This window comes from Ornatilinea apprima (assembly GCF_001306115.1).
Taxonomy (GTDB): Bacteria; Chloroflexota; Anaerolineae; order Anaerolineales; family Anaerolineaceae; genus Ornatilinea; species Ornatilinea apprima.
This window is the reverse complement of record NZ_LGCL01000041.1, coordinates 1-16,603: the sequence shown is the minus strand read 5'-3', so window position 1 is coordinate 16,603 and position 16,603 is coordinate 1. Positions and strand designations below refer to the sequence as shown.

Annotated in this window: 19 protein-coding genes; 8 read left to right on the top strand and 11 right to left on the bottom strand. The window is 59.2% G+C overall.

The window, feature by feature from the left end; all coding sequences use genetic code 11:
* Positions 1-10 precede the first annotated feature (10 nt).
* From ADN00_RS16960 to ADN00_RS16950, 3 genes are all read left to right on the top strand, one after another.
* On the top strand, positions 11-766 hold the full coding sequence (locus ADN00_RS16960; protein ID WP_075064206.1) for a hypothetical protein: 756 nt from the start codon (positions 11-13) through the stop codon (positions 764-766).
* A gap of 250 nt (positions 767-1,016) precedes the next feature.
* Positions 1,017-1,526: a hypothetical protein gene (locus ADN00_RS16955; RefSeq protein WP_201781219.1), complete on the top strand. Its 510-nt coding sequence runs from the start codon at positions 1,017-1,019 to the stop codon at positions 1,524-1,526.
* Between the two features lie 33 nt (positions 1,527-1,559).
* Positions 1,560-2,105 carry a GNAT family N-acetyltransferase gene (locus ADN00_RS16950; RefSeq protein ID WP_075064204.1) on the top strand — a complete coding sequence of 182 codons (546 nt, stop codon included), beginning with the start codon at positions 1,560-1,562 and terminating at the stop codon, positions 2,103-2,105.
* A 24-nt stretch (positions 2,106-2,129) separates the two neighbouring features.
* Here ADN00_RS16950 and ADN00_RS16945 read toward each other — a convergent pair whose 3' ends face one another.
* The 5 genes from ADN00_RS16945 to ADN00_RS16925 all read right to left on the bottom strand — a co-directional run bounded on the left by ADN00_RS16945 (position 2,130) and on the right by ADN00_RS16925 (position 4,635).
* The gene (locus ADN00_RS16945; protein ID WP_075064203.1) at positions 2,130-2,630 is read right to left on the bottom strand and encodes a GNAT family N-acetyltransferase; all 501 of its coding nucleotides are present in this window, start codon (positions 2,628-2,630) and stop codon (positions 2,130-2,132) included.
* Positions 2,631-2,752: 122 nt separating this feature from the next.
* Complete coding sequence (locus ADN00_RS16940) at positions 2,753-2,968, bottom strand: YjfB family protein (protein ID WP_075064202.1); 216 nt, start codon at positions 2,966-2,968, stop codon at positions 2,753-2,755.
* Positions 2,965-3,780, bottom strand: a complete 816-nt coding sequence (locus ADN00_RS16935) for a hypothetical protein (protein ID WP_075064201.1) — start codon at positions 3,778-3,780, stop codon at positions 2,965-2,967. Before ADN00_RS16935 ends, ADN00_RS16940 begins: the two co-directional genes overlap by 4 nt.
* A gap of 85 nt (positions 3,781-3,865) precedes the next feature.
* On the bottom strand, positions 3,866-4,192 hold the full coding sequence (locus ADN00_RS16930) for an MGMT family protein (protein ID WP_075064200.1): 327 nt from the start codon (positions 4,190-4,192) through the stop codon (positions 3,866-3,868).
* 26 nt (positions 4,193-4,218) lie between these two features.
* Positions 4,219-4,635: an acyl-CoA thioesterase gene (locus ADN00_RS16925; protein ID WP_075064199.1), complete on the bottom strand. Its 417-nt coding sequence runs from the start codon at positions 4,633-4,635 to the stop codon at positions 4,219-4,221.
* A gap of 161 nt (positions 4,636-4,796) precedes the next feature.
* On the opposite strand from ADN00_RS16925, the gene ADN00_RS16920 reads away from it, so the two are divergent.
* The 3 genes from ADN00_RS16920 (at position 4,797) to ADN00_RS16910 (ending at position 7,544) form a co-directional block, all read left to right on the top strand.
* Positions 4,797-5,414: a GNAT family N-acetyltransferase gene (locus ADN00_RS16920; RefSeq protein ID WP_075064198.1), complete on the top strand. Its 618-nt coding sequence runs from the start codon at positions 4,797-4,799 to the stop codon at positions 5,412-5,414.
* A complete protein-coding gene (locus tag ADN00_RS16915) occupies positions 5,411-6,286 on the top strand; it encodes an AraC family transcriptional regulator (protein ID WP_075064197.1) in 876 nt (291 codons plus the stop codon). Before ADN00_RS16920 ends, ADN00_RS16915 begins: the two co-directional genes overlap by 4 nt.
* A 118-nt stretch (positions 6,287-6,404) precedes the next feature.
* Positions 6,405-7,544, top strand: a complete 1,140-nt coding sequence (locus ADN00_RS16910) for a C45 family autoproteolytic acyltransferase/hydolase (RefSeq protein ID WP_075064196.1) — start codon at positions 6,405-6,407, stop codon at positions 7,542-7,544.
* A gap of 71 nt (positions 7,545-7,615) precedes the next feature.
* Here the strand turns inward: ADN00_RS16910 and ADN00_RS16905 are convergent, their stop codons facing one another.
* On the bottom strand, positions 7,616-8,836 hold the full coding sequence (locus ADN00_RS16905) for an MFS transporter (protein ID WP_075064195.1): 1,221 nt from the start codon (positions 8,834-8,836) through the stop codon (positions 7,616-7,618).
* Positions 8,837-8,980: 144 nt separating this feature from the next.
* Here ADN00_RS16905 and ADN00_RS16900 point away from each other — a divergent pair, with 144 nt between their 5' ends.
* Positions 8,981-9,913, top strand: a complete 933-nt coding sequence (locus tag ADN00_RS16900; RefSeq protein WP_075064194.1) for a DUF2785 domain-containing protein — start codon at positions 8,981-8,983, stop codon at positions 9,911-9,913.
* Positions 9,914-10,017: 104 nt separating this feature from the next.
* Here ADN00_RS16900 and ADN00_RS16895 read toward each other — a convergent pair whose 3' ends face one another.
* The 5 genes from ADN00_RS16895 to ADN00_RS16875 form a co-directional block, all read right to left on the bottom strand.
* A complete protein-coding gene (locus ADN00_RS16895) occupies positions 10,018-10,782 on the bottom strand; it encodes a nucleoside phosphorylase (RefSeq protein WP_075064193.1) in 765 nt (254 codons plus the stop codon).
* A 21-nt stretch (positions 10,783-10,803) separates the two neighbouring features.
* Positions 10,804-11,472 carry a DNA alkylation repair protein gene (locus ADN00_RS16890; RefSeq protein WP_075064192.1) on the bottom strand — a complete coding sequence of 223 codons (669 nt, stop codon included), beginning with the start codon at positions 11,470-11,472 and terminating at the stop codon, positions 10,804-10,806.
* On the bottom strand, positions 11,473-12,324 hold the full coding sequence (locus tag ADN00_RS16885) for a DNA-methyltransferase (protein WP_075064191.1): 852 nt from the start codon (positions 12,322-12,324) through the stop codon (positions 11,473-11,475).
* Between the two features lie 353 nt (positions 12,325-12,677).
* Positions 12,678-14,075: an ATP-binding protein gene (locus tag ADN00_RS16880; RefSeq protein WP_236691538.1), complete on the bottom strand. Its 1,398-nt coding sequence runs from the start codon at positions 14,073-14,075 to the stop codon at positions 12,678-12,680.
* A 361-nt stretch (positions 14,076-14,436) separates the two neighbouring features.
* Positions 14,437-14,907 (bottom strand): flavodoxin family protein, encoded by a 471-nt coding sequence (locus ADN00_RS16875; RefSeq protein WP_075064189.1) that lies wholly within the window; start codon positions 14,905-14,907, stop codon positions 14,437-14,439.
* Positions 14,908-15,032: 125 nt separating this feature from the next.
* Between ADN00_RS16875 and ADN00_RS16870 the strand changes: the two genes are divergently transcribed.
* On the top strand, positions 15,033-16,457 hold the full coding sequence (locus tag ADN00_RS16870; RefSeq protein WP_075064188.1) for a potassium/proton antiporter: 1,425 nt from the start codon (positions 15,033-15,035) through the stop codon (positions 16,455-16,457).
* Positions 16,458-16,603: the final 146 nt, after the last annotated feature.

Here is a 16,603-nt window from a genome sequence, read left to right as displayed (position 1 = left end):
GAAGGATGACATGTCGAAATTGGATGAATACCAGCGAGTTTTGAGCGCGCTAACTGATTGGGAGCCTTACCTGCTGGAACAATCCGGGCTGCCCGGGCCGCGCGGGAACATTGAATTGGCGATGGCTTTCAGTAAGGAGGGTACGCTGGTAGACTTTCAACGCCTGCTCGATGAGAATCCGGCGCAAACGGCCCCGGTCAATGATCCGTGTGAATTTTTGGCGTTCTGCGGGGCGGTGGGGTTGGGGCGCTGCCTGGCGCAAGGCGACCTGAGCCAGACGGCGCGCCTGAGAGAACTGGCCAACGATCCGCGCTGGCGCATGCGCGAGGCGGTATGTATGGCGCTGCAGTGCTGGGGAGATGTGAATATGGACGCGCTGCTGGATGAAATGCGCCTGTGGGCAGCCGGGACCTGCCTGGAGAAACGCGCCGCGGCGGCCGCGATCTGCGAGCCGCGCCTGCTGAAGCAGGCCGGGCATGCCGGGCGGGTGTTTGACATTCTGGAGCGGGCGATGGAGGGAATCACCACAGGCGCAGAGCGCAAGTCGGAGGGGTATATCGCGCTGCGCAAGGGGCTGGCCTACTGCTGGAGCGTGGCGGTGGCGGCTTACCCCGAAGTGGGAAAAGCGGCCTTTGAGCGCTGGCTGACGTGCGCGGATCAGGACGCGCGCTGGGTGCTTAAACAGAATCTGACCAAGAACCGCCTGGTAAAAATGGACGCGGGCTGGGTGAAAGCCATGCAGATGCGTCTGGCAGAAGGTGGTTAAATGCAGCTTGAATCTACCCAAAAACCCTTTCAACGCGGTCTGATTTTAAGGTTTTCCTGGAAAAAGAGTGGTATATTAATGAGAATTAATCCCTTCTTTACTCCGCTGGACAAGAGCAATTGAAGAGTTAAGGTTTTTGGGCGGGACGCAAAAATGATTACCGGTCCGTTCTCTCTCCTGTTACACGGACGTATGCGCTATGGTACCGGAATTTTTAACCCATTATTATGAAGCATCGATAGGGCCATTCGTGAGTCTTTCCGATTTGTCGGATGAAGACGCGGAAGAGGTATTGGAAATGCTGCGCGAAGAAGCCAAAGTGTTCGCCAGCCGCCGCCCGGAAGAGTACCTGGAAAGCCGCTGGGGGATTGAGACGCTGCTGCGCCATTTGTTTATGCAAAAGGGCGGGCAGCCGCGCCGCGCACACCCCCATTATATGGTGCTGGGTGAATGCCCGTGGCTGAAGAGCTGGTACCCCAAAGGGCGCGAGCTGCAGATTCCGCTGTCTTACTTCCCGCGCGAGGTGATCAGCTTCACCTATGGAGACACCTTCCCGGCCATGCGCACTAAAGACGGTAAACCGTACCGCGGGCGAATCTACATGCTCGACGAACTGCCAGCCCTGATTGAAGAGTTTGGCCTGCCCCAAGACTGGAACGCGGACGGGCAATTTGGCCCGGAGCGCTATATTGAAGCGCATATCTGGGATAACGCGCCGATTGTGCGCTTTATGACCGAATCCCAGCACATCGTTTTCTAGCCCCATCTCCCCCGAACCATAAGGAAATCCGCTATGCCTTTCATGGAGACTCCGTTGTTGAGCGGCAGCGATTGGCGCGCGGCGCGCTTGCGCTTTGAAGACGGGCCGCGCCTGCAAGACCTGGTAATGCGCTGCAGTGATTTTCATCTCTTGATCCACGATGAGCTGCCCGGCGCGCATGAAGCCGAAGAACTGCTGACCGACCTGCCGCCAGGCAAAACGGCAGAGGATAAACTGGTTTTGGGCGTTGAGACCTTGAACGGCAGTCTGATGGGGGTGATGGACCTGGTGATGGATTACCCCGAAAAGGGCAAGCTGTTTATTGGCCTGTTTCTGCTGGACCCTGCCGCGCGCGGAAAAGGCTGGGGTAAAGCGGTGATGATGGCTCTGGAAGACTGGTGCAGGCAGCAGGGGGTCCAAAAACTGGGCCTGGGCGTGTTGGAACACAACCAGCCCGCTCGCGCCTTCTGGCAGGCGATTGGTTTTATAGAAATCAGCAGGCGTCCACCGCGCCTGTTTGGGCAGCGCGAGGGGGTGGTAATTTTGATGGAAAAGCGAATGGAGATGGCTGCCCGCTAAGCAGGCTCGACGGACGCGGCTTTTTCAGGATAGACCCACCACAGGGCTTCTTCTTTCCATCAAGATCGTGTCGCGCCAGACACCATTGAGGCAGCCAATTTTTTCTCGCCGGCCCACCATGCGGAAGCCGGCTTTCTGGTGCAGGCGAATGCTGGCGAGGTTCTCGGCGAAAATTCCGGCCTGCAAGGTCCACAAGCCCATTGGCTCCGAAGCCTCGATGAGCGCCCGCAGCAGCGCCAGACCCACACCCCGCCCTTGATGCGCTCCGGCGACATACACACTCACCTCGGCTACCCCGGCGTATACACAGCGCGAAGATACCGGTGACAGCGCGGCCCAGCCTGCTACTTCTCCGCCAATGCGGGCAACGATGCGGCCGCCGGGTAAATGGGAAGCATTCCAGGCGTCCCATTCGGGCGGCTGGGTTTCAAAAGTGGCGCTGCCCCCGGCGATTCCCTCGGCGTAGATGGCTCGGACGGACGGCCAATCGGCGGCAGACATGGTTTGAATGGTGATGGAGTGCATCGAAACCTCCCCGGTTGATGATGCTGGTGATTGTACCTGAGAATGGTGTGGAGGGCAGGAAATGCGGCCGGCGCGCGAGTTTTTTTCGCGCGCCGGCCGGGTTGTAATGAGGCGGGGTTGTTTCAGACGGAAAGGTCGACGTGTTTTCCGGTACCGTCCAGCGATGGGGCCTGCTGGATCATTTTGATCAGGGCTTGCGCCTGCAGCTCGTTCTGATCCATCACCTTTTTAAGCACATGGGTTCCGATGGCCGTGGAAACTTCACCGGCTTTCATGGTTGTGGCCTGAGCCGCCAGGCTGGTGGCCAGGTCTACCATGCTGACGCTGTTGACACTCATAGGCTTTCCTCCTTTGATTCTTGCGGCTCAGGTAGAGGCGCTTCACCGGCTGGTAAAGGCTCGGCGGGCGGCAAGATAGTCAGACTGACACTTTCGGTGTGGGATTCGATGTTGGCGGTAGTGGATTCTTGATGATCAATATACGGCTTGCCCTTGCCGCTGAGAAGAATGGCATACAGGTCGCGCTGGCCTTCTTCCAGCTTGAGATGGTTGATGACTTCGATGAGCGCAAAGACTTCATCCAATAATCCGGCAATTTTGGGGTCGCCGGTTAGCACGCCAAAGGCTTCTTCGTCCATCAGCACGGCAATGGATTTGTCACCGCGCCGGCTGAAGATGTCGGTTAAGGCTTCGGTCAGGTCTTGCAGGATCTCTTGGACGGTGCGGGTTTTTTTGACCACACGGGTTTCAGAATGAAACTCGATCTGGGCGTTCATCTCACTGAAGGAGAAGCGGATTTCGATGGGTTTGCCGCCCAGCGCGTCAAAATCGGCCTGGGTCAGCCCCAGCCGGTCGGCGGTGACCACCAGGTCAAGTTGGGTGTTCTGCGCCTTGAGGGTCACGTCAAAGCGGCTGGTCGCTTTCAGCAGCAGGCTGTTGTCTTTGCGGTAGACCAGATCGGTTTTGTGGGCGGAAAGAGAAAGCTCGGTGAGCTGATTTTGATACGAGAAGGCGGCCAGGCTGGAAAGCGAAGCCGTGCCGGGGGCGGGATGCGACTGGCCGGCTGGCTGGCGAATCGCCGCTGGGGTATCGATCAGCGGCGCGGCAGCCGCCGCGCGGTTGGGAAAGGTAAGTTGGGTAGGAAGGACCATGGCCGGCCTGCTTCGTTTCCATGCAAGAAGGTACGCTGATAATAGTATCGGCAGGCCGGCGGGCGGCTGAAGGGCAGTGGACCATTTAGATCAGATCGGGGCCGAGCCAGGCGCAGGTTTCCAGGTCCGCGCGCCCGTTTTCATCGAAGCGGATGCCTTCGGCTTCCAGCAGGGCGCGCTGGGCGAGTTCTCCAAAGGGGTTGGCGCGCGGGCTGATGCCGCCGCGGCTGTTGATCACCCGCTGCCAGGGCACATCGGATCCGTTGGGGACGGCGGCCATGGCGTAGCCCACCATGCGCGGGGTGCATCCGCCCACCAGGCGGGCGATCTGCCCGTAAGTGGCCACCTTGCCGGGAGGAATCTGGCGTACCAGGGCGTATATTCTCTGGTAAAGGGGATGGGATTCGGACATATGTGCCTCGATCTCTGCTGGCGCGGTCAGCGCGGAAGGTTTTTGGCTGCTTCGGCAATCTGTTTTTCTTCATCTGTATCGGCTTGCAGAACAATGCCGTGCGGCTGCGGATTCCCCTGCTGATCGACATGGATAAAGGTAATGAAGCCGCTAACCAGCTCTTTTTCTCGCACGCGGACGCGAACATGGGCCACCAGGCTGCTGCGCCCGGCGAAGACAATGCGGCTTTGAAATACGGGGATTTCACCGGGGTTGGCCGGTTGGCGAAAGGTCATGCCATGAATTTTCAGGCAGACGATATTCTCTGGGGGCAGCAGGCTGGCGGCGGCTACAAATCCGGACTCCACGAACCATTCCGCGCTGCGCCCTGCGTAGAGCGTTCCGTGATGATTGAGATCTTCGGATTTGATTAGGCGGTGAGTGGTAAATAAGGTAAAGGCCATTTCGACTTCCTTTTTTCTTCATTCTGGAGTACTTTAATTATAGGGTCTTGGGGCAATAGCAGGAATAGCCAACCGAAATACGATCCAAAAAGACGGTTCTCTCAGGTCATTTGTGTGTTACCACTTGTGTGCCACATTGAAGAAAAGAAGGAGTTTGCGAGATGACTCACTACCCAAAATTAAGTGGACAGTTGTGCTATCTATCTCCGTGCCAGGTGGAAGACGTGGAGAAATGGGAGGCGTGGTTCAACGATCTGGAGGTCAGCCTGCCGTTGGGCGACGAGGCGTATATCCCCATGTCGGAGGAAAAAATGGCTGAAGAGCTGCGCGCCGCGCTGCTGCACCACGCGCATATTTTCAGCATCATTCACAAACGCACCGGTGAATTAATTGGACGGTGCATACTGTTTAACATCGACATGGTCAATCAGACGGCGATGCTGGGGCTGGTGATTGGCGAGAAGGGTTATTGGGGCAAAGGTTATGGGCGCGAGGCGCTGCGCCTGCTGTTGGATTACGGGTTTAACCTGCTCAATCTTAACAACATCATGGTGGGAGTGTTTTCTTTCAATCACCGCGCTGTGCGCAGCTACCGCGCGCTGGGCTTTCAGGAAATTGGGCGGCGGCGCGAGGCGCGGCTGGTGGCCGGCAAGCGCTATGACGTGATCCTGCTGGATTTGCTGGCCGAAGAGTTCCGCGCGGCCAACGCCGGCTGGGGAGTGGCAACCTTGCTGCCCAGCGCCGGCACAGCGCGGGACGCGGAAAGGGAGAGTAAATGAACCAGAGCGCGCCGCGCGACGAGTATGATCAGCGTATCCGGCAGGTGATGGATTATGTCAATCGTCATCTTGACCAGCCGCTGCTGCTGGACTCTTTAGCTGGCGAGGCCGGGTTTTCGCCGTACCACTTTCACCGTATTTTTTCGGCGATGGTGGGCGAAACCCCCGCCGATTATGTGAACCGCCTGCGCCTGGAGCGGGCGGCCAACCTGCTCTTGAAGAGCGAGCAGCCGGTGACCGAGATCGCGCTGGCGTGCGGATTCTCGTCACCGGCGGTCTTCGCGCGTGGTTTCAAGCAGCGCTTTGGGGTAACCGCCAGCCAATACCGGCGAGACCGGGGGCAAAGCTCACGCATGGGGGTGCACCCCATGGCGCAGCCAGAGCAGCATTTGCCCGTGCTGGATGTGCGCGTGCGGGAGCTGGCGGTTGTGCCGGTGATCTATGTGGCGAGCATGGAAGGTTACAAGAGGGAAAAAATTTGCGCGGCGTGGCTGCGGCTGCAAAAATGGGCCAGTGTGCGCGGGCTGATCAGTGAGCAGACGCGGTCGATTGGCCTGTCTTTTGATGACCCGGCTATCACCCCGGCCAACCGCTGTCAGTATTTTGCCTGCCTGTCTGTGCCCCACAAAGTTGTGACCAACCAGCGGATTGGATATATGGAAATAGCGGGCGGATTGTACGCGGTGGGCCGGGCAACCTGCTCGCGAGAGGGCATCCGCTGGGTGTATGCCACTCTATTTGGAGAATGGCTGCCGTCCAGCGGCTTTCAGCCCGCCGTTCAGCCGCCTTACGAAGTATATCTGCAAACTCCCGAGACCCACCCGCAGGGCTTGTTTGAAATTGAAGTGTGTATTCCGGTTGTGGAATTGTAAAAAGCGGCCAAGAGCGCAAGAATTGCAAAGTGCGGCGCAAGCGCTGAAAAGCAAGAATGTGACTCCGGCGGTATGATCAATGCGTTGACACGAACAAGATGCATACAGGAGATTGATCATGCAAACACGAAACGTTGAAGCGTATTTTGTAACACTGGAAGGCACGGACTACGCGATGGGCCGCGCCCAGGCCGAGATGGTGCGCCGCTCGCCGGGCTGGCTGCAGTTCTTCCGCTCCGCGCCGGACGTGATGAGTGAAGAACAGTTCAAAGGGCTGGCGAGCCTGTTTGATCGCTACTGCCCCGGCCTGAATGACGAGCTGCAGGGCATGGCGGATGGCATTGAGATTCCCGCGCGGCGGGTGATGTTTTACCTGGCGAGCTATTTCACGGCGGGGCACTGTTCGCAGTTTGCGGTGCTGCCGCAGGCCACCGCCGACGGGCATGTGCTGGTGGGGCGCTCGTATGAGTTTGGCGACCAGCAAGAGGATTTTCGCCTGACGCTGACCCGCCCGCGCGGGCGCTACGCGCACATCAGCAATTCGGCGCTGCTGTTCGGGCGCTATGACGGCTTCAATGAAAAGGGCCTGTCGGTCACCATGTCGGCGGGGGGCATTCCGGTGGGTAAGTTTGAGGGCGCGCGCCCGCCGGTGCAGGACGGGTTCCAGTTTTGGGCGCTGATCCGCAGCGCGTTGGAGAACTGCGCCACGGTGGACGAGGCGCTGGCGCTGACGGCCGAGATGCCGATGGCGGGTAACCCGATTGTGATCTTTGCCGACAAGGCGGGAAACGCCGCGCGCGCGGAGATCTACGGGCCGCAGGTGAAGGTAACCCGCGCCGGGGTTGACGAAGCGCAGCCGTGGATCATCGCAACCAACCACTTCCATGACGCGGAGATGCTCAAACTGCAGGGGTATGTGATGGGCAACTCGCCGGTGCGTGAGGCAACCATTCAGCAGTTTCTGTCCAGCCGCGCGCCGAAGATCACCCGCAAAGATGTGCGCGAGCTGCTGGCTGCTCCTTATCCGCAGGGGCTGACCTGCCACTACTATGACGAGTTCTTTGGCACGCTGCGCTCGATGATCATTGATCTGACCGCCGGTGAGTTGGAGATGTGTTTTGGCTCGCCGCTGGCCAACCGCTGGTACACCTTCAATATGGTCAGCGCGCCGCCGCTGGCTGCCTATGGGGTGACCCTGCCGCTGGAGAAAGCGGAGGCCAGCTTCTGGGCGCCGGCGCAGATACCGGTTGAGGGATAAGCTGCTGGTTGAAAAAGAAGTCACCGCCGCCTGCAAGGGCGGCGGTGCTGCATTGATGGGGCTGCTTGTGGTTAATCCGGGGCGGGGGACGGCGGAAGACCGGGCATGCCGCGCGGCGGCAGGTGCTGTGTAAAACGCAGCCCCAGCCAGCCAACCAGGTATCCGATTGCGGCCAGCAAGTAGAGCACGCGTCCGCCCATCGCGTCGTAGATGGCGCCGCTGAGGGGAGAGGCCAGTATGCTGACCAGGCCGGGCAAGGTAACATTGAAGATGGCCAGCATGGTGCCGCGCTGGCTGGTGAGGGCATGGTTGGTGATGGTGACTACAATGGCAACCATGTATAAGCTGAAGGCGATGCCGTTGAACAGGCGTGAGAAGAGAATCACAGGAATGGACGGCCAGACAAAAACCATGACGCGCATCACTACATGCAAAATCAGCGAAAGCAGCAGGATGCGGTCGTGGCCGTGCTTGCGGATGAAATGGTCGGCGAGGAGCATGCCGGGCACTTCGACGGCGGCGCTGAACATACCCGCCACGCCGATAAGCGCTTCGCGCGCGCCCAGGTCGTCCATATAGACGGTTTCAAACTGCAGCACCCCGCTGTTGCCAATGCCGGTCAAAATGAGCATGCCGCCCAAACCGAGGAGGGCGGGGGATGCCCATAGGCTTTGCAGCACCGAGGGCTGGCTGGCGGCTTGCGTTTCTTGGCGCGTCTGCCGCGGGCGGGATTCCAGGCCGGGCAGAAAGAAGAGAATCAACGCCGAGGCGCAGTAAGCGGCGCCCGTGCTTAAAAAGCCGATGGAAAGGCCGGATCGTTCAATCAGCCAGCCGCTGACCAGTACAAACACCGCCCAACCCACCGAGCCCCACAAGCGGATTTGACCGTAACCAGCGCGCGAAGAGCCCTGCAGGCGCAGGGCCAGGTCGTCGGAGATGGGCCAGATGCCGGCCGCGGGGATGGTGCGCAGGGCGCTGATAATGAAAATCCAGCCAAAGAGGTCCTGGCGGCCCAGCACGATCCAGCCCAGACCGGACAGGATGAGAGCCGCCTGCAGAACGCGGCGCGGGTGGCGGCTGCTTTCGCTCCAGCGCGTCCAGAAGGGCGAAGCGATGAGCAAGGCCAATGAAGACGCGGCAGTTACCAGGCCAATCTGCTGGCCGTTGAGTCCCTGGCGGGTGAAGAAAATGTTGAGAAAGGGGTAGATGAAACCCGGAGCGCCGACCCAGGCGAAGTAATACAGGCGCAGCAGCCAGGTTGTTTTTTTGTCGGGTAGGGTGTTCTGGTTCATGGCCTGCTCTTCGTGGAATTAAGGATGATTATAGCGGCAGCGGCGGGGGAATGGAAGAAAGGTGGTGTAGTTTGCCCAAAAAGAGATGTTTGCGAAGGATGGATGTGGTAGGATGGAGTAAATTTGGGTGGGTGAGGAGACATCATGCTGGATATCGCGGAGTTGAAAGAAATCGTCAAGCGGGATTTCGCGGCGCCGCAAGGACGCCAGGCGGCTGATTTGTTGGCGGAGGTGATGGAAGGGCTGGGGTCGGCCGACTCGGAGCAGCGCGAGACCAGCCTGGATGTGCTGTGGGCGTGGATCACCCGCGGGATGCTGAGCGAGGATCAGCTTGTTGCGCTGGGCGAGCAGATGGTTAACAATCTCTCGGTGGGGTTGGGCGAGAAGGATACGGACAGCGTGTTTCTGCGCGCGTTTTCGGCGCTGATCGTGGGGCTGGTGGTGGAGGTGGACCAGGAGCGGGCCACGGGTGAACTGGCTTGTGAGCCTTTCCTGGCGCGCGAGCAGGTGCTGGACTGGTTGAAGCGCTCGATGATCTGGTACCGGAAAGAGGCGGATCTGCGCGGATATGTGCCCGCTGGAAAAGGCTGGGCGCACGCGGCGGCGCATGGCGCGGATTTGCTGAGCGATATGGCTTGCAGCCGTCACCTGGGAAGCGAGGAGAGAAAGGCGATTCTGGGGTTAAGTGTGGAACGCCTGCTCGACCCGGCGGGTTTGCCGTGGCTGTTCAACGAATGCGAGCGCCTGGCGGTGGCGGTGTACGCGGCGCTGCTGCGCCTGGAGCTGGGGGAAGCGGAATTAAAGACCTGGCTGGCGCCGCTGACGCGCGCGCCGGGCGGAGTGAGCTGGAGATCGGCGTTTTTAGACGGGGCGCGAGCGGATTATGAAGAAGTGAACCGGGCGCGAGTGAATGGAAAGGATTTTCTGCGCAGTTTGTATTTTCAGGTGAAGCTGCCGGCGCGGCACCAGGACGCAAATCTGGTCGCGGCGCGCCGGGCTTATCTGGATGAGGTGCTGCTGCCGGTGCTGGCGTGGGCGCTGTTGGAAGTGGACGGGGGAAGTTTTTTTCAGGTGTGAGATTGTGCTTGGCTCAAAGCAGGAAGATGGTGGGTTTCGGGCAGATGGTTGGCCGCCCTACACGCCAGCCTAAGGCAAGAATTGGTTTGATGGTATCAGAAGAATTAAAGGCGGGTGCAGGCGTCGACGGCCAGCCAGAAGAGGGCGGAACGAGAATCCTGGCGTTGATCCCAGGCGCGGCTGTCCCAGCCTTCGGCCACGACCAGGTCGCCGCCATAGAGTAGTTGGCCAAACTCCACGCCGCGGAACTGGGCCACGGCAAAGAAGGCAGCCGCTTCCATTTCAACCACCTCACAGCCTTCGGCCACGCGCTGGTCGCGTTTGGTGGCGGTTTCGCGGTAGATGGCGTCGGTGGTCCAGGTTTTCACCAATTCATAGGGCACTTTGTGTTCTTCAAGGCTGGCCTGCAGGGCGGCGGTGACGCGCGGAGAGGGCTGAACTTCGCGGGCGGCGGGCAGATAATGGTAAGAGACACCCTCGTCGCGCACGGCGGAATTGATCACAAAGGCGTGCCCGGCGTGGGTGCGCGCGTTGAGCACCCCGGCTCCCCCGCAGGCGACGAACTGGTTCACGCCCAGGGCGATCAGCTCTTCCAGAAATCCGGCAGCTAATGGCGCGCCAACCCCGGGGTGGGTCACCAGAATCGACTGGTTGTTGATCTCCAGGGTGTAGTAAGGGCTCAGGCCGATTTCCGATTTCAGCGCGCCAGCGGGCTGCAAGCGGCCTTCATCGATCAGGTGCTGGAGCACTTCGGCAAAGAAACACAGCACGGCGCGGTTGGGAATGGGCTGGGTGGGGGGAAAGGGCTGCGGCTCAAGGATGGCGCGCGGCGCGGGGTCAAATTCGAGGATGGGGGCGTTTGACGGCATGGGTTTCTCCAAAGGACGAGATTAAGAACGGGCGCGCAGCTCGCGCAGAGCGTCGGCGGCGACCCAGCGCGCAGCGGGGGAATCCTGCCGGGCGATGCGCTCGGCGGTTTGAATGGCGCGCTGGCACAGGGCGGGGCTGCGCTTGCCGATCTGGCGCAAGGCCCAGTTGACGGCTTTCTTGACAAAGTTGCGCTCGTCGCTGGCGTACTGCTCGATCAGCGCCAGGTACGGCGCAAAGGTTTCATCGGGCAGCTTTTTGCGGTGGATGGCCAGGTAGGCTATCAGGGCGAAACCGGCGCGGCGCTGGTACTCAGGTTTCAGGTGCGGCCATTCCAGGGCGCAGTCCAGGGCGAAGGGGGTAGGCTCAAAGAGATTGCAGCAGGCCTGGTCGCAGATATCCCAGGCGTCGAAATCCTGAATCCAGGCGTCCATCTGCTGGCGGGTGACCTGTTTGGGGTCGTCCACCATGGTTGCCAGGATGCGCGCCTCGTGGATACCGGTCTGCCAGAGCTGCTGGGCGAGGGTGTGGCTGCGGTTGCCTTTGGCCAGGGCGCGCAGGTCGGGCACGCGGATGCCCAATTTTTGGGCGGCGAAGGAGCCGAAACGCTCGTGCTGCTGCGCAAAAGCCGGGTTGGCCATACGCTGCAGCTCGGTGAGGATTTCTTCAAAGGTGAGGCGGGTTTCTGCCATTTAATCCTCGGCGGGCAGGCCAATCCAGTTGATATCGGATACGCCTGTGAAGCGCTGGCGCATGACCTGGATGGCCTGGGGATTATTGTCGATCAGCAGGAAGCGGCGGTTGAGTTCCAGGCAGGCCGCACCGAGGGTACCGGAGCCGGCGAAGAAGTCCATCACCAGGTCACCGGGGCGCGAGGAAGCCTGGACGATGCGGCGCAGGATGCCAAGCGGCTTCTGGGTGGGATAACCGGTTTTCTCTTTGCCGTTGGTGGGCACAATGGTGTGCCACCAGGTGTCGGTGGGTAACTTGCCGCGGGCGGCTTTCTCCTCGCCGACCAGGCCGGGGGCCATGTAGGGGATGCGTTCAATTTCATCCACGTTGAAGGTGTAGTTTTCGGGGTCTTTGGCGTAGTAGAGAATATTGTCGTGCTTGGGCGGCCATTTCTTTTTGGTACGCCCGCCGTAGTCGTAAGCCCAGATGATCTCGTTGAGGAAGGCGTCGCGGCCGAAGATCTCATCGAGCAGGATTTTACAATAATGCACTTCGCGATAGTCAATGTGGAAGTACAAACTGCCGTGCGGGGCAAGCAGGCGGCGCGCTTCGATCAGGCGCGGTTCGAGGAAGCCGAGAAAGTCGTCGAAACGGTCGCGGTAGGCGCGGTTGGCCAGCTCGACGGTGCGGTAGCTGCGCCCGCCAAAGCCCACCCGGTCGCCGTTGGTTTCGTCGCGCACAGTTTGAATCTGGGTGCGCCCCTGGGTTTTTCCGGTATTAAAGGGCGGGTCGATGTAGATGAGATCGACTGATTCATCCGGCAGAGATTGGAGGATGGGGAGGTTATCGCCGAAGTAGATGGTGTGGGTCATGGAGATATTTTAACATGAAAGCTTGCCGGCGCAGGGTGTGCGGCGGGCGGAAAAGCCCCATCCCCCGGCTGCGCAGACCCCTTCCCCGCTCGGCGGCGGAGAAGGGGTAAATTGATGTCATCAAGCTGGGTGAATGGCGGCGGTTACGCGAACAACGCAGCTAGTTTCTCCGCGGCCTGCTGAATTTGGAAGAATATCCCCCATCCCCCGGCTGCGCCGACCCCTTCCCCGCTCGGCGGCGGAGAAGGGGTAAATTGATGTCATCAAGCTGGGTGAATGGCGGCGGTACCACAGAAGGCGCGGATAGCCGTGCGGCTTGCTGAGTACGGCTTTTGAATCATTGATGTCTTACTTCAAATTTCCACCAGCATCTGATCGATGCTGATCAGCAGAATTTGTTCGCGCCCGGCTTGCTCAAGCAGGGCGGGAGTGAAGCCAGAGCGGGAGAACAGGCAGTAATGAACCTCCCGCCACTCGCCAGTTTGGTTGAGGACACTCACTTTGCGCTTGAGATCCTCCACAATGTTTGTTCCTACGGGGTTGACAGACCACTTGCACTCGCCGGCCAGCAGCGCGCGCTGCGCTTGGCTGACGGCCAGCACATCGATTTCGCTTTCACGGTCCCACCATCCCCCGATGCGCTCGGATAAAAATGGCAGCTTCCCGGCCCGCGCCAGCGCGGCGATGTGCTCGCGGGCTGCTTCTTCGAAAGCAGCCGCGGCAAAGTGTTCCAGGTCTGTTAAGATGCGCTGTTCCAGGATGGCGTCTGCCAGACCCAAGTCGATGGCGGCCTGGTTGGGGTGCACATAGCGAAACCAGAAACGCAGAAAATGGTCGTCGATCTGGTAAAGGCCTTTTTTGCTTTTTTCAGGCTGGCTTTCGGTGACGGGCACGCGGCGGGTGACGAGGCGCATTTGCTGGAGAATGTCCAGATAGCGCGCCACCGTGCTGGCTGGGCCCACGCCAGAGGCCAGAGCAATCTCGTTCAGGCGGGTGCGGCCCTGGGCAATCGCGCGCAGAATGGAAAAGTAATTGCGCGGTTCGTGCAGCTCTTCCATCAGCAGCAGGCGCGGCTCGCTGTAGAGCGGGGCGGTCTGCGGGTCGAGAATGGCGCGGCGGATGTTGGTGGCAATATCCATGGCGGGGTCGAATGCCAGCAGGTAGTAGGGCATGCCGCCCAAAATAGACCAGGCCAGAAAGCGCTGGTCGGGAGGGTATTGAGGGAAGAAGTTGGCCGAGGAGGGAAAATCCAGAGCGCGGAGCAGTGTGCTGGCGGTCCGGCGGCCGTAAAGCGGGGCGCGGTATTCCAGTACTTCTGATTCCATCATACCGATATAGGAACCGCACAGCACCAGCATGATGGATGCGTTCTTGAGCTGCTGGTCCCAAACTTTTTGCAAAATGGAAGGAATGGCTTTATTACCGCTGATCAGGTAGGTGAACTCATCCAGCACCACCACAGGCCGCCCAGGCAAATCTGCCAGGGCGCGGAAGGCGGCTTCCCAAGACGCGAAAACCGGTCCCTGCCCACCTTCGGGGTGGAGGAAATTCCAGATTTGATGGGAGAAAGCCGCCAACTGGTCACTGTCGGAACTGAGGGTGGCGATGAAATAGATGTGGGGTTTGCCCTGGCAGAAGACGCGCAGCAGCTCCGTTTTACCCACCCGGCGGCGGCCGTAAAGGACGAGCAGCTCGGCCCGGTCGGATTGGTAGAGACGGTTGAACTGGGTGAGTTCAGACTGGCGGTTGATAAATATATCTGCTCTCCTGAATTACAAATCTATATTATTATAATAATGATTTGTAAAATATTTTTCAAGACGCAAAGAAGCTCACCTTTCCACCCGCCATGAATCCAGCTGTTTAAGCAAACAGCGCAGAAATGCCCCATCCCCCGGCTGCGCCGACCCCTTCCCCGCTCGGCGGCGGAGAAGGGGTAAATTGATGTCATCAGGCTGGGTGAATGGCGGCGGTCACGCAGAATGTGCGGCCAGTTAATACACGGATTGCTGGAATTGGTAAGAGGGCCTATCCCCCGGCTGCGCCGACCCCTTCCCCGCTCGGCGGCGGAGAAGGGGTGCTGGGTGCCATGAGGCTGAATGGATTGAGTGCTTACGCAAACAGCGCGGACAGGTTCTCCGCGGCCTGCTGGATCTGCCGCCCGCGGGTGAGGGAGAACCAGGAAACGCTGGCGGAGCCGAGGATCTGCGCGCCTTTGGACTGGGCGATTTCGCTCATTTTGGCGATGGCCTGCACGCAGCCCCATTGGGCGGGGAAGAATCCGGTCACCAGGCAGGCGACCCGTTTGCCCTGCAGGCCGGGAGTATGGTTGAGAAAGGTGAGGAAGGGGGGAGCGGGGTGGCCGCCCCAGACGGGCGTGGCAAAGATGAGGGCGTCGTAGGCTTCAACGGAGGGGATGGATTGCAGCGGGGCTTGCGCGTCCTGGCTGAAGCCGGGCTGGCCGACCGACTCCAGGGTGTGGAGGGTTACGGCGTGTCCGCTGGCGTTGAGTTTATCTTGCGTGAGGAGGGCCACTCTGCGGGTGTGGCCGGTTTGGGAATAGAGGATAATGCCAATTTGCATGAGATTTTCCTTTTGAGATAGGTGTGTGCAATAATTTGATTATAGATGAAGAATGGAAGGTCAATGAGTTTTTTGTTAAGATGAACAGGTAGAAAACGCTAGGTTTAGAAAGGAATTCTTCGCTGATGAGTTTGGAGATTGTGCTTATTGGGGCGTCGCTACTTTTATTGTTGAGTATTTTTGCAAGCAAAGTGTCGGACCGGTTTGGCGTGCCAGCGCTGCTGTTGTTTCTGGGTGTGGGAATGCTGGCCGGCTCAGATGGAATTGGGGGTATCTATTTTGATGACGCGCGAGTGGCGCAGGCGGTGGGAAGTGTGGCGCTGGTGCTGATTCTGTTTTCGGGCGGGCTGGATACGGACTGGAAGCAGGTACGCGGAGTTCTGCGCGAGGGGCTGACTCTGGCAACGCTGGGGGTGCTGCTGACGGCGGTTGTAACCGGTTTCTTTGTGCATGTGCTGCTGGGTTTCAGCATGGTCGAAGGGCTGCTGGTGGGGGCCATTGTGTCTTCGACAGACGCGGCGGCTGTATTTTCGGTGCTGCGCTCCAAGGGGATTCACCTCAAAGGAAATTTGAAGCCGCTGCTGGAGCTGGAGTCGGGCTGCAATGACCCAATGGCGATTTTCTTGACAACGGGGTTGATTCAACTGCTGCAATCACCCGCTCTGACGCCCCTGAACCTGGTGGGGCAGTTCTTCATCCAGATGCTGGTGGGGGGCGCGGTTGGCTTTTTAATGAGTTGGGTGGCCTTGTTTTTGATCCGCCGCTTGAAATTAGGATACGAAGGGTTATACCCGGTGCTGACGCTGGCGCTGGCGTTTTTTGTGTTTGGGCTGACGAATGTGATGGGGGGAAATGGTTATCTGGCGGTGTACCTGGTGGGGGTGTTTTTAAGCCGGCACAGTTTTATTCATCGGCAGAGCCTGCTCAACTTCCATGATGGTATGGCCTGGTTAATGCAAATCGCCATGTTTTTAACGCTGGGATTGCTGGTGTTCCCTACCCGATTGCTGGCGGTCTCTGGGGTGGCACTGGTGGTGGCGTTATGCCTGATGCTGCTGGCGCGGCCGTTGGGGGTTTTCATCAGTCTGCTGCAGTTTGGGGTACCGTGGCGTGATAAGCTGTTTATCTCATGGGTGGGGCTGCGTGGGGCAGTGCCAATTATCCTGGCCACCTACCCAATGTTGGCCGGTCTGCCCAATGCGGATTTGATTTTCAATGTGGTCTTTTTTGTGGTGCTGACCTCGGTGTTGCTGCAGGGGACAACGCTGCCGCTGGCGGCGCGGTGGTTGAGTGTGGACGCGCCAGCGGTAGAGAAGCGGCGGTATCCGATTAAGTTCACGCCGATGAGCGGGCTGAAAAGCGAGTTAAAGGAACTGCTGGTGCCGGAAGGTTCGGCGATGGCGAATCAACAAGTCGTAGATTTGGGCCTCCCAGCGGAGTTTTTAATTGTGATGATTGCAAGGGGAGAGGATTTTTTGATATCGAGTGGGGGAACGAAAATTTTGGAGGGGGATGTGTGTAATGGACCCCAAAAACTGGACACCCCCTAAAGGGGTAGAATAAGATTCAAGAAAGAGGTCCAGAATGGGAGAACGCAGGAAATTTACCGCGGAATTCAAAGCAAAAGTTGTTCTAGAACTGCTCACCGGTCAGAAGGGATTGATGCAAGCCAGCCGGGAATATGAAATCAAAGACA

What these genes read in the sequence shown, in the direction of transcription:
- ADN00_RS16900 (WP_075064194.1), top strand. Translation starts at nt 8,981, where the DNA reads ATGCTGGATATCGCGGAGTTGAAAGAAATCGTCAAGCGGGATTTCGCG.
- ADN00_RS16920 (WP_075064198.1), top strand. Translation starts at nt 4,797, where the DNA reads ATGACTCACTACCCAAAATTAAGTGGACAGTTGTGCTATCTATCTCCG.
- ADN00_RS16895 (WP_075064193.1), bottom strand. Translation starts at nt 10,782, where the DNA reads ATGCCGTCAAACGCCCCCATCCTCGAATTTGACCCCGCGCCGCGCGCC.
- ADN00_RS16905 (WP_075064195.1), bottom strand. Translation starts at nt 8,836, where the DNA reads ATGAACCAGAACACCCTACCCGACAAAAAAACAACCTGGCTGCTGCGC.
- ADN00_RS16875 (WP_075064189.1), bottom strand. Translation starts at nt 14,907, where the DNA reads ATGCAAATTGGCATTATCCTCTATTCCCAAACCGGCCACACCCGCAGA.
- ADN00_RS16960 (WP_075064206.1), top strand. Translation starts at nt 11, where the DNA reads ATGTCGAAATTGGATGAATACCAGCGAGTTTTGAGCGCGCTAACTGAT.
- ADN00_RS16935 (WP_075064201.1), bottom strand. Translation starts at nt 3,780, where the DNA reads ATGGTCCTTCCTACCCAACTTACCTTTCCCAACCGCGCGGCGGCTGCC.
- ADN00_RS16885 (WP_075064191.1), bottom strand. Translation starts at nt 12,324, where the DNA reads ATGACCCACACCATCTACTTCGGCGATAACCTCCCCATCCTCCAATCT.
- ADN00_RS16950 (WP_075064204.1), top strand. Translation starts at nt 1,560, where the DNA reads ATGCCTTTCATGGAGACTCCGTTGTTGAGCGGCAGCGATTGGCGCGCG.
- ADN00_RS16945 (WP_075064203.1), bottom strand. Translation starts at nt 2,630, where the DNA reads ATGCACTCCATCACCATTCAAACCATGTCTGCCGCCGATTGGCCGTCC.
- ADN00_RS16930 (WP_075064200.1), bottom strand. Translation starts at nt 4,192, where the DNA reads ATGTCCGAATCCCATCCCCTTTACCAGAGAATATACGCCCTGGTACGC.
- ADN00_RS16890 (WP_075064192.1), bottom strand. Translation starts at nt 11,472, where the DNA reads ATGGCAGAAACCCGCCTCACCTTTGAAGAAATCCTCACCGAGCTGCAG.
- ADN00_RS16940 (WP_075064202.1), bottom strand. Translation starts at nt 2,968, where the DNA reads ATGAGTGTCAACAGCGTCAGCATGGTAGACCTGGCCACCAGCCTGGCG.
- ADN00_RS16910 (WP_075064196.1), top strand. Translation starts at nt 6,405, where the DNA reads ATGCAAACACGAAACGTTGAAGCGTATTTTGTAACACTGGAAGGCACG.
- ADN00_RS16915 (WP_075064197.1), top strand. Translation starts at nt 5,411, where the DNA reads ATGAACCAGAGCGCGCCGCGCGACGAGTATGATCAGCGTATCCGGCAG.
- ADN00_RS16925 (WP_075064199.1), bottom strand. Translation starts at nt 4,635, where the DNA reads ATGGCCTTTACCTTATTTACCACTCACCGCCTAATCAAATCCGAAGAT.
- ADN00_RS16870 (WP_075064188.1), top strand. Translation starts at nt 15,033, where the DNA reads ATGAGTTTGGAGATTGTGCTTATTGGGGCGTCGCTACTTTTATTGTTG.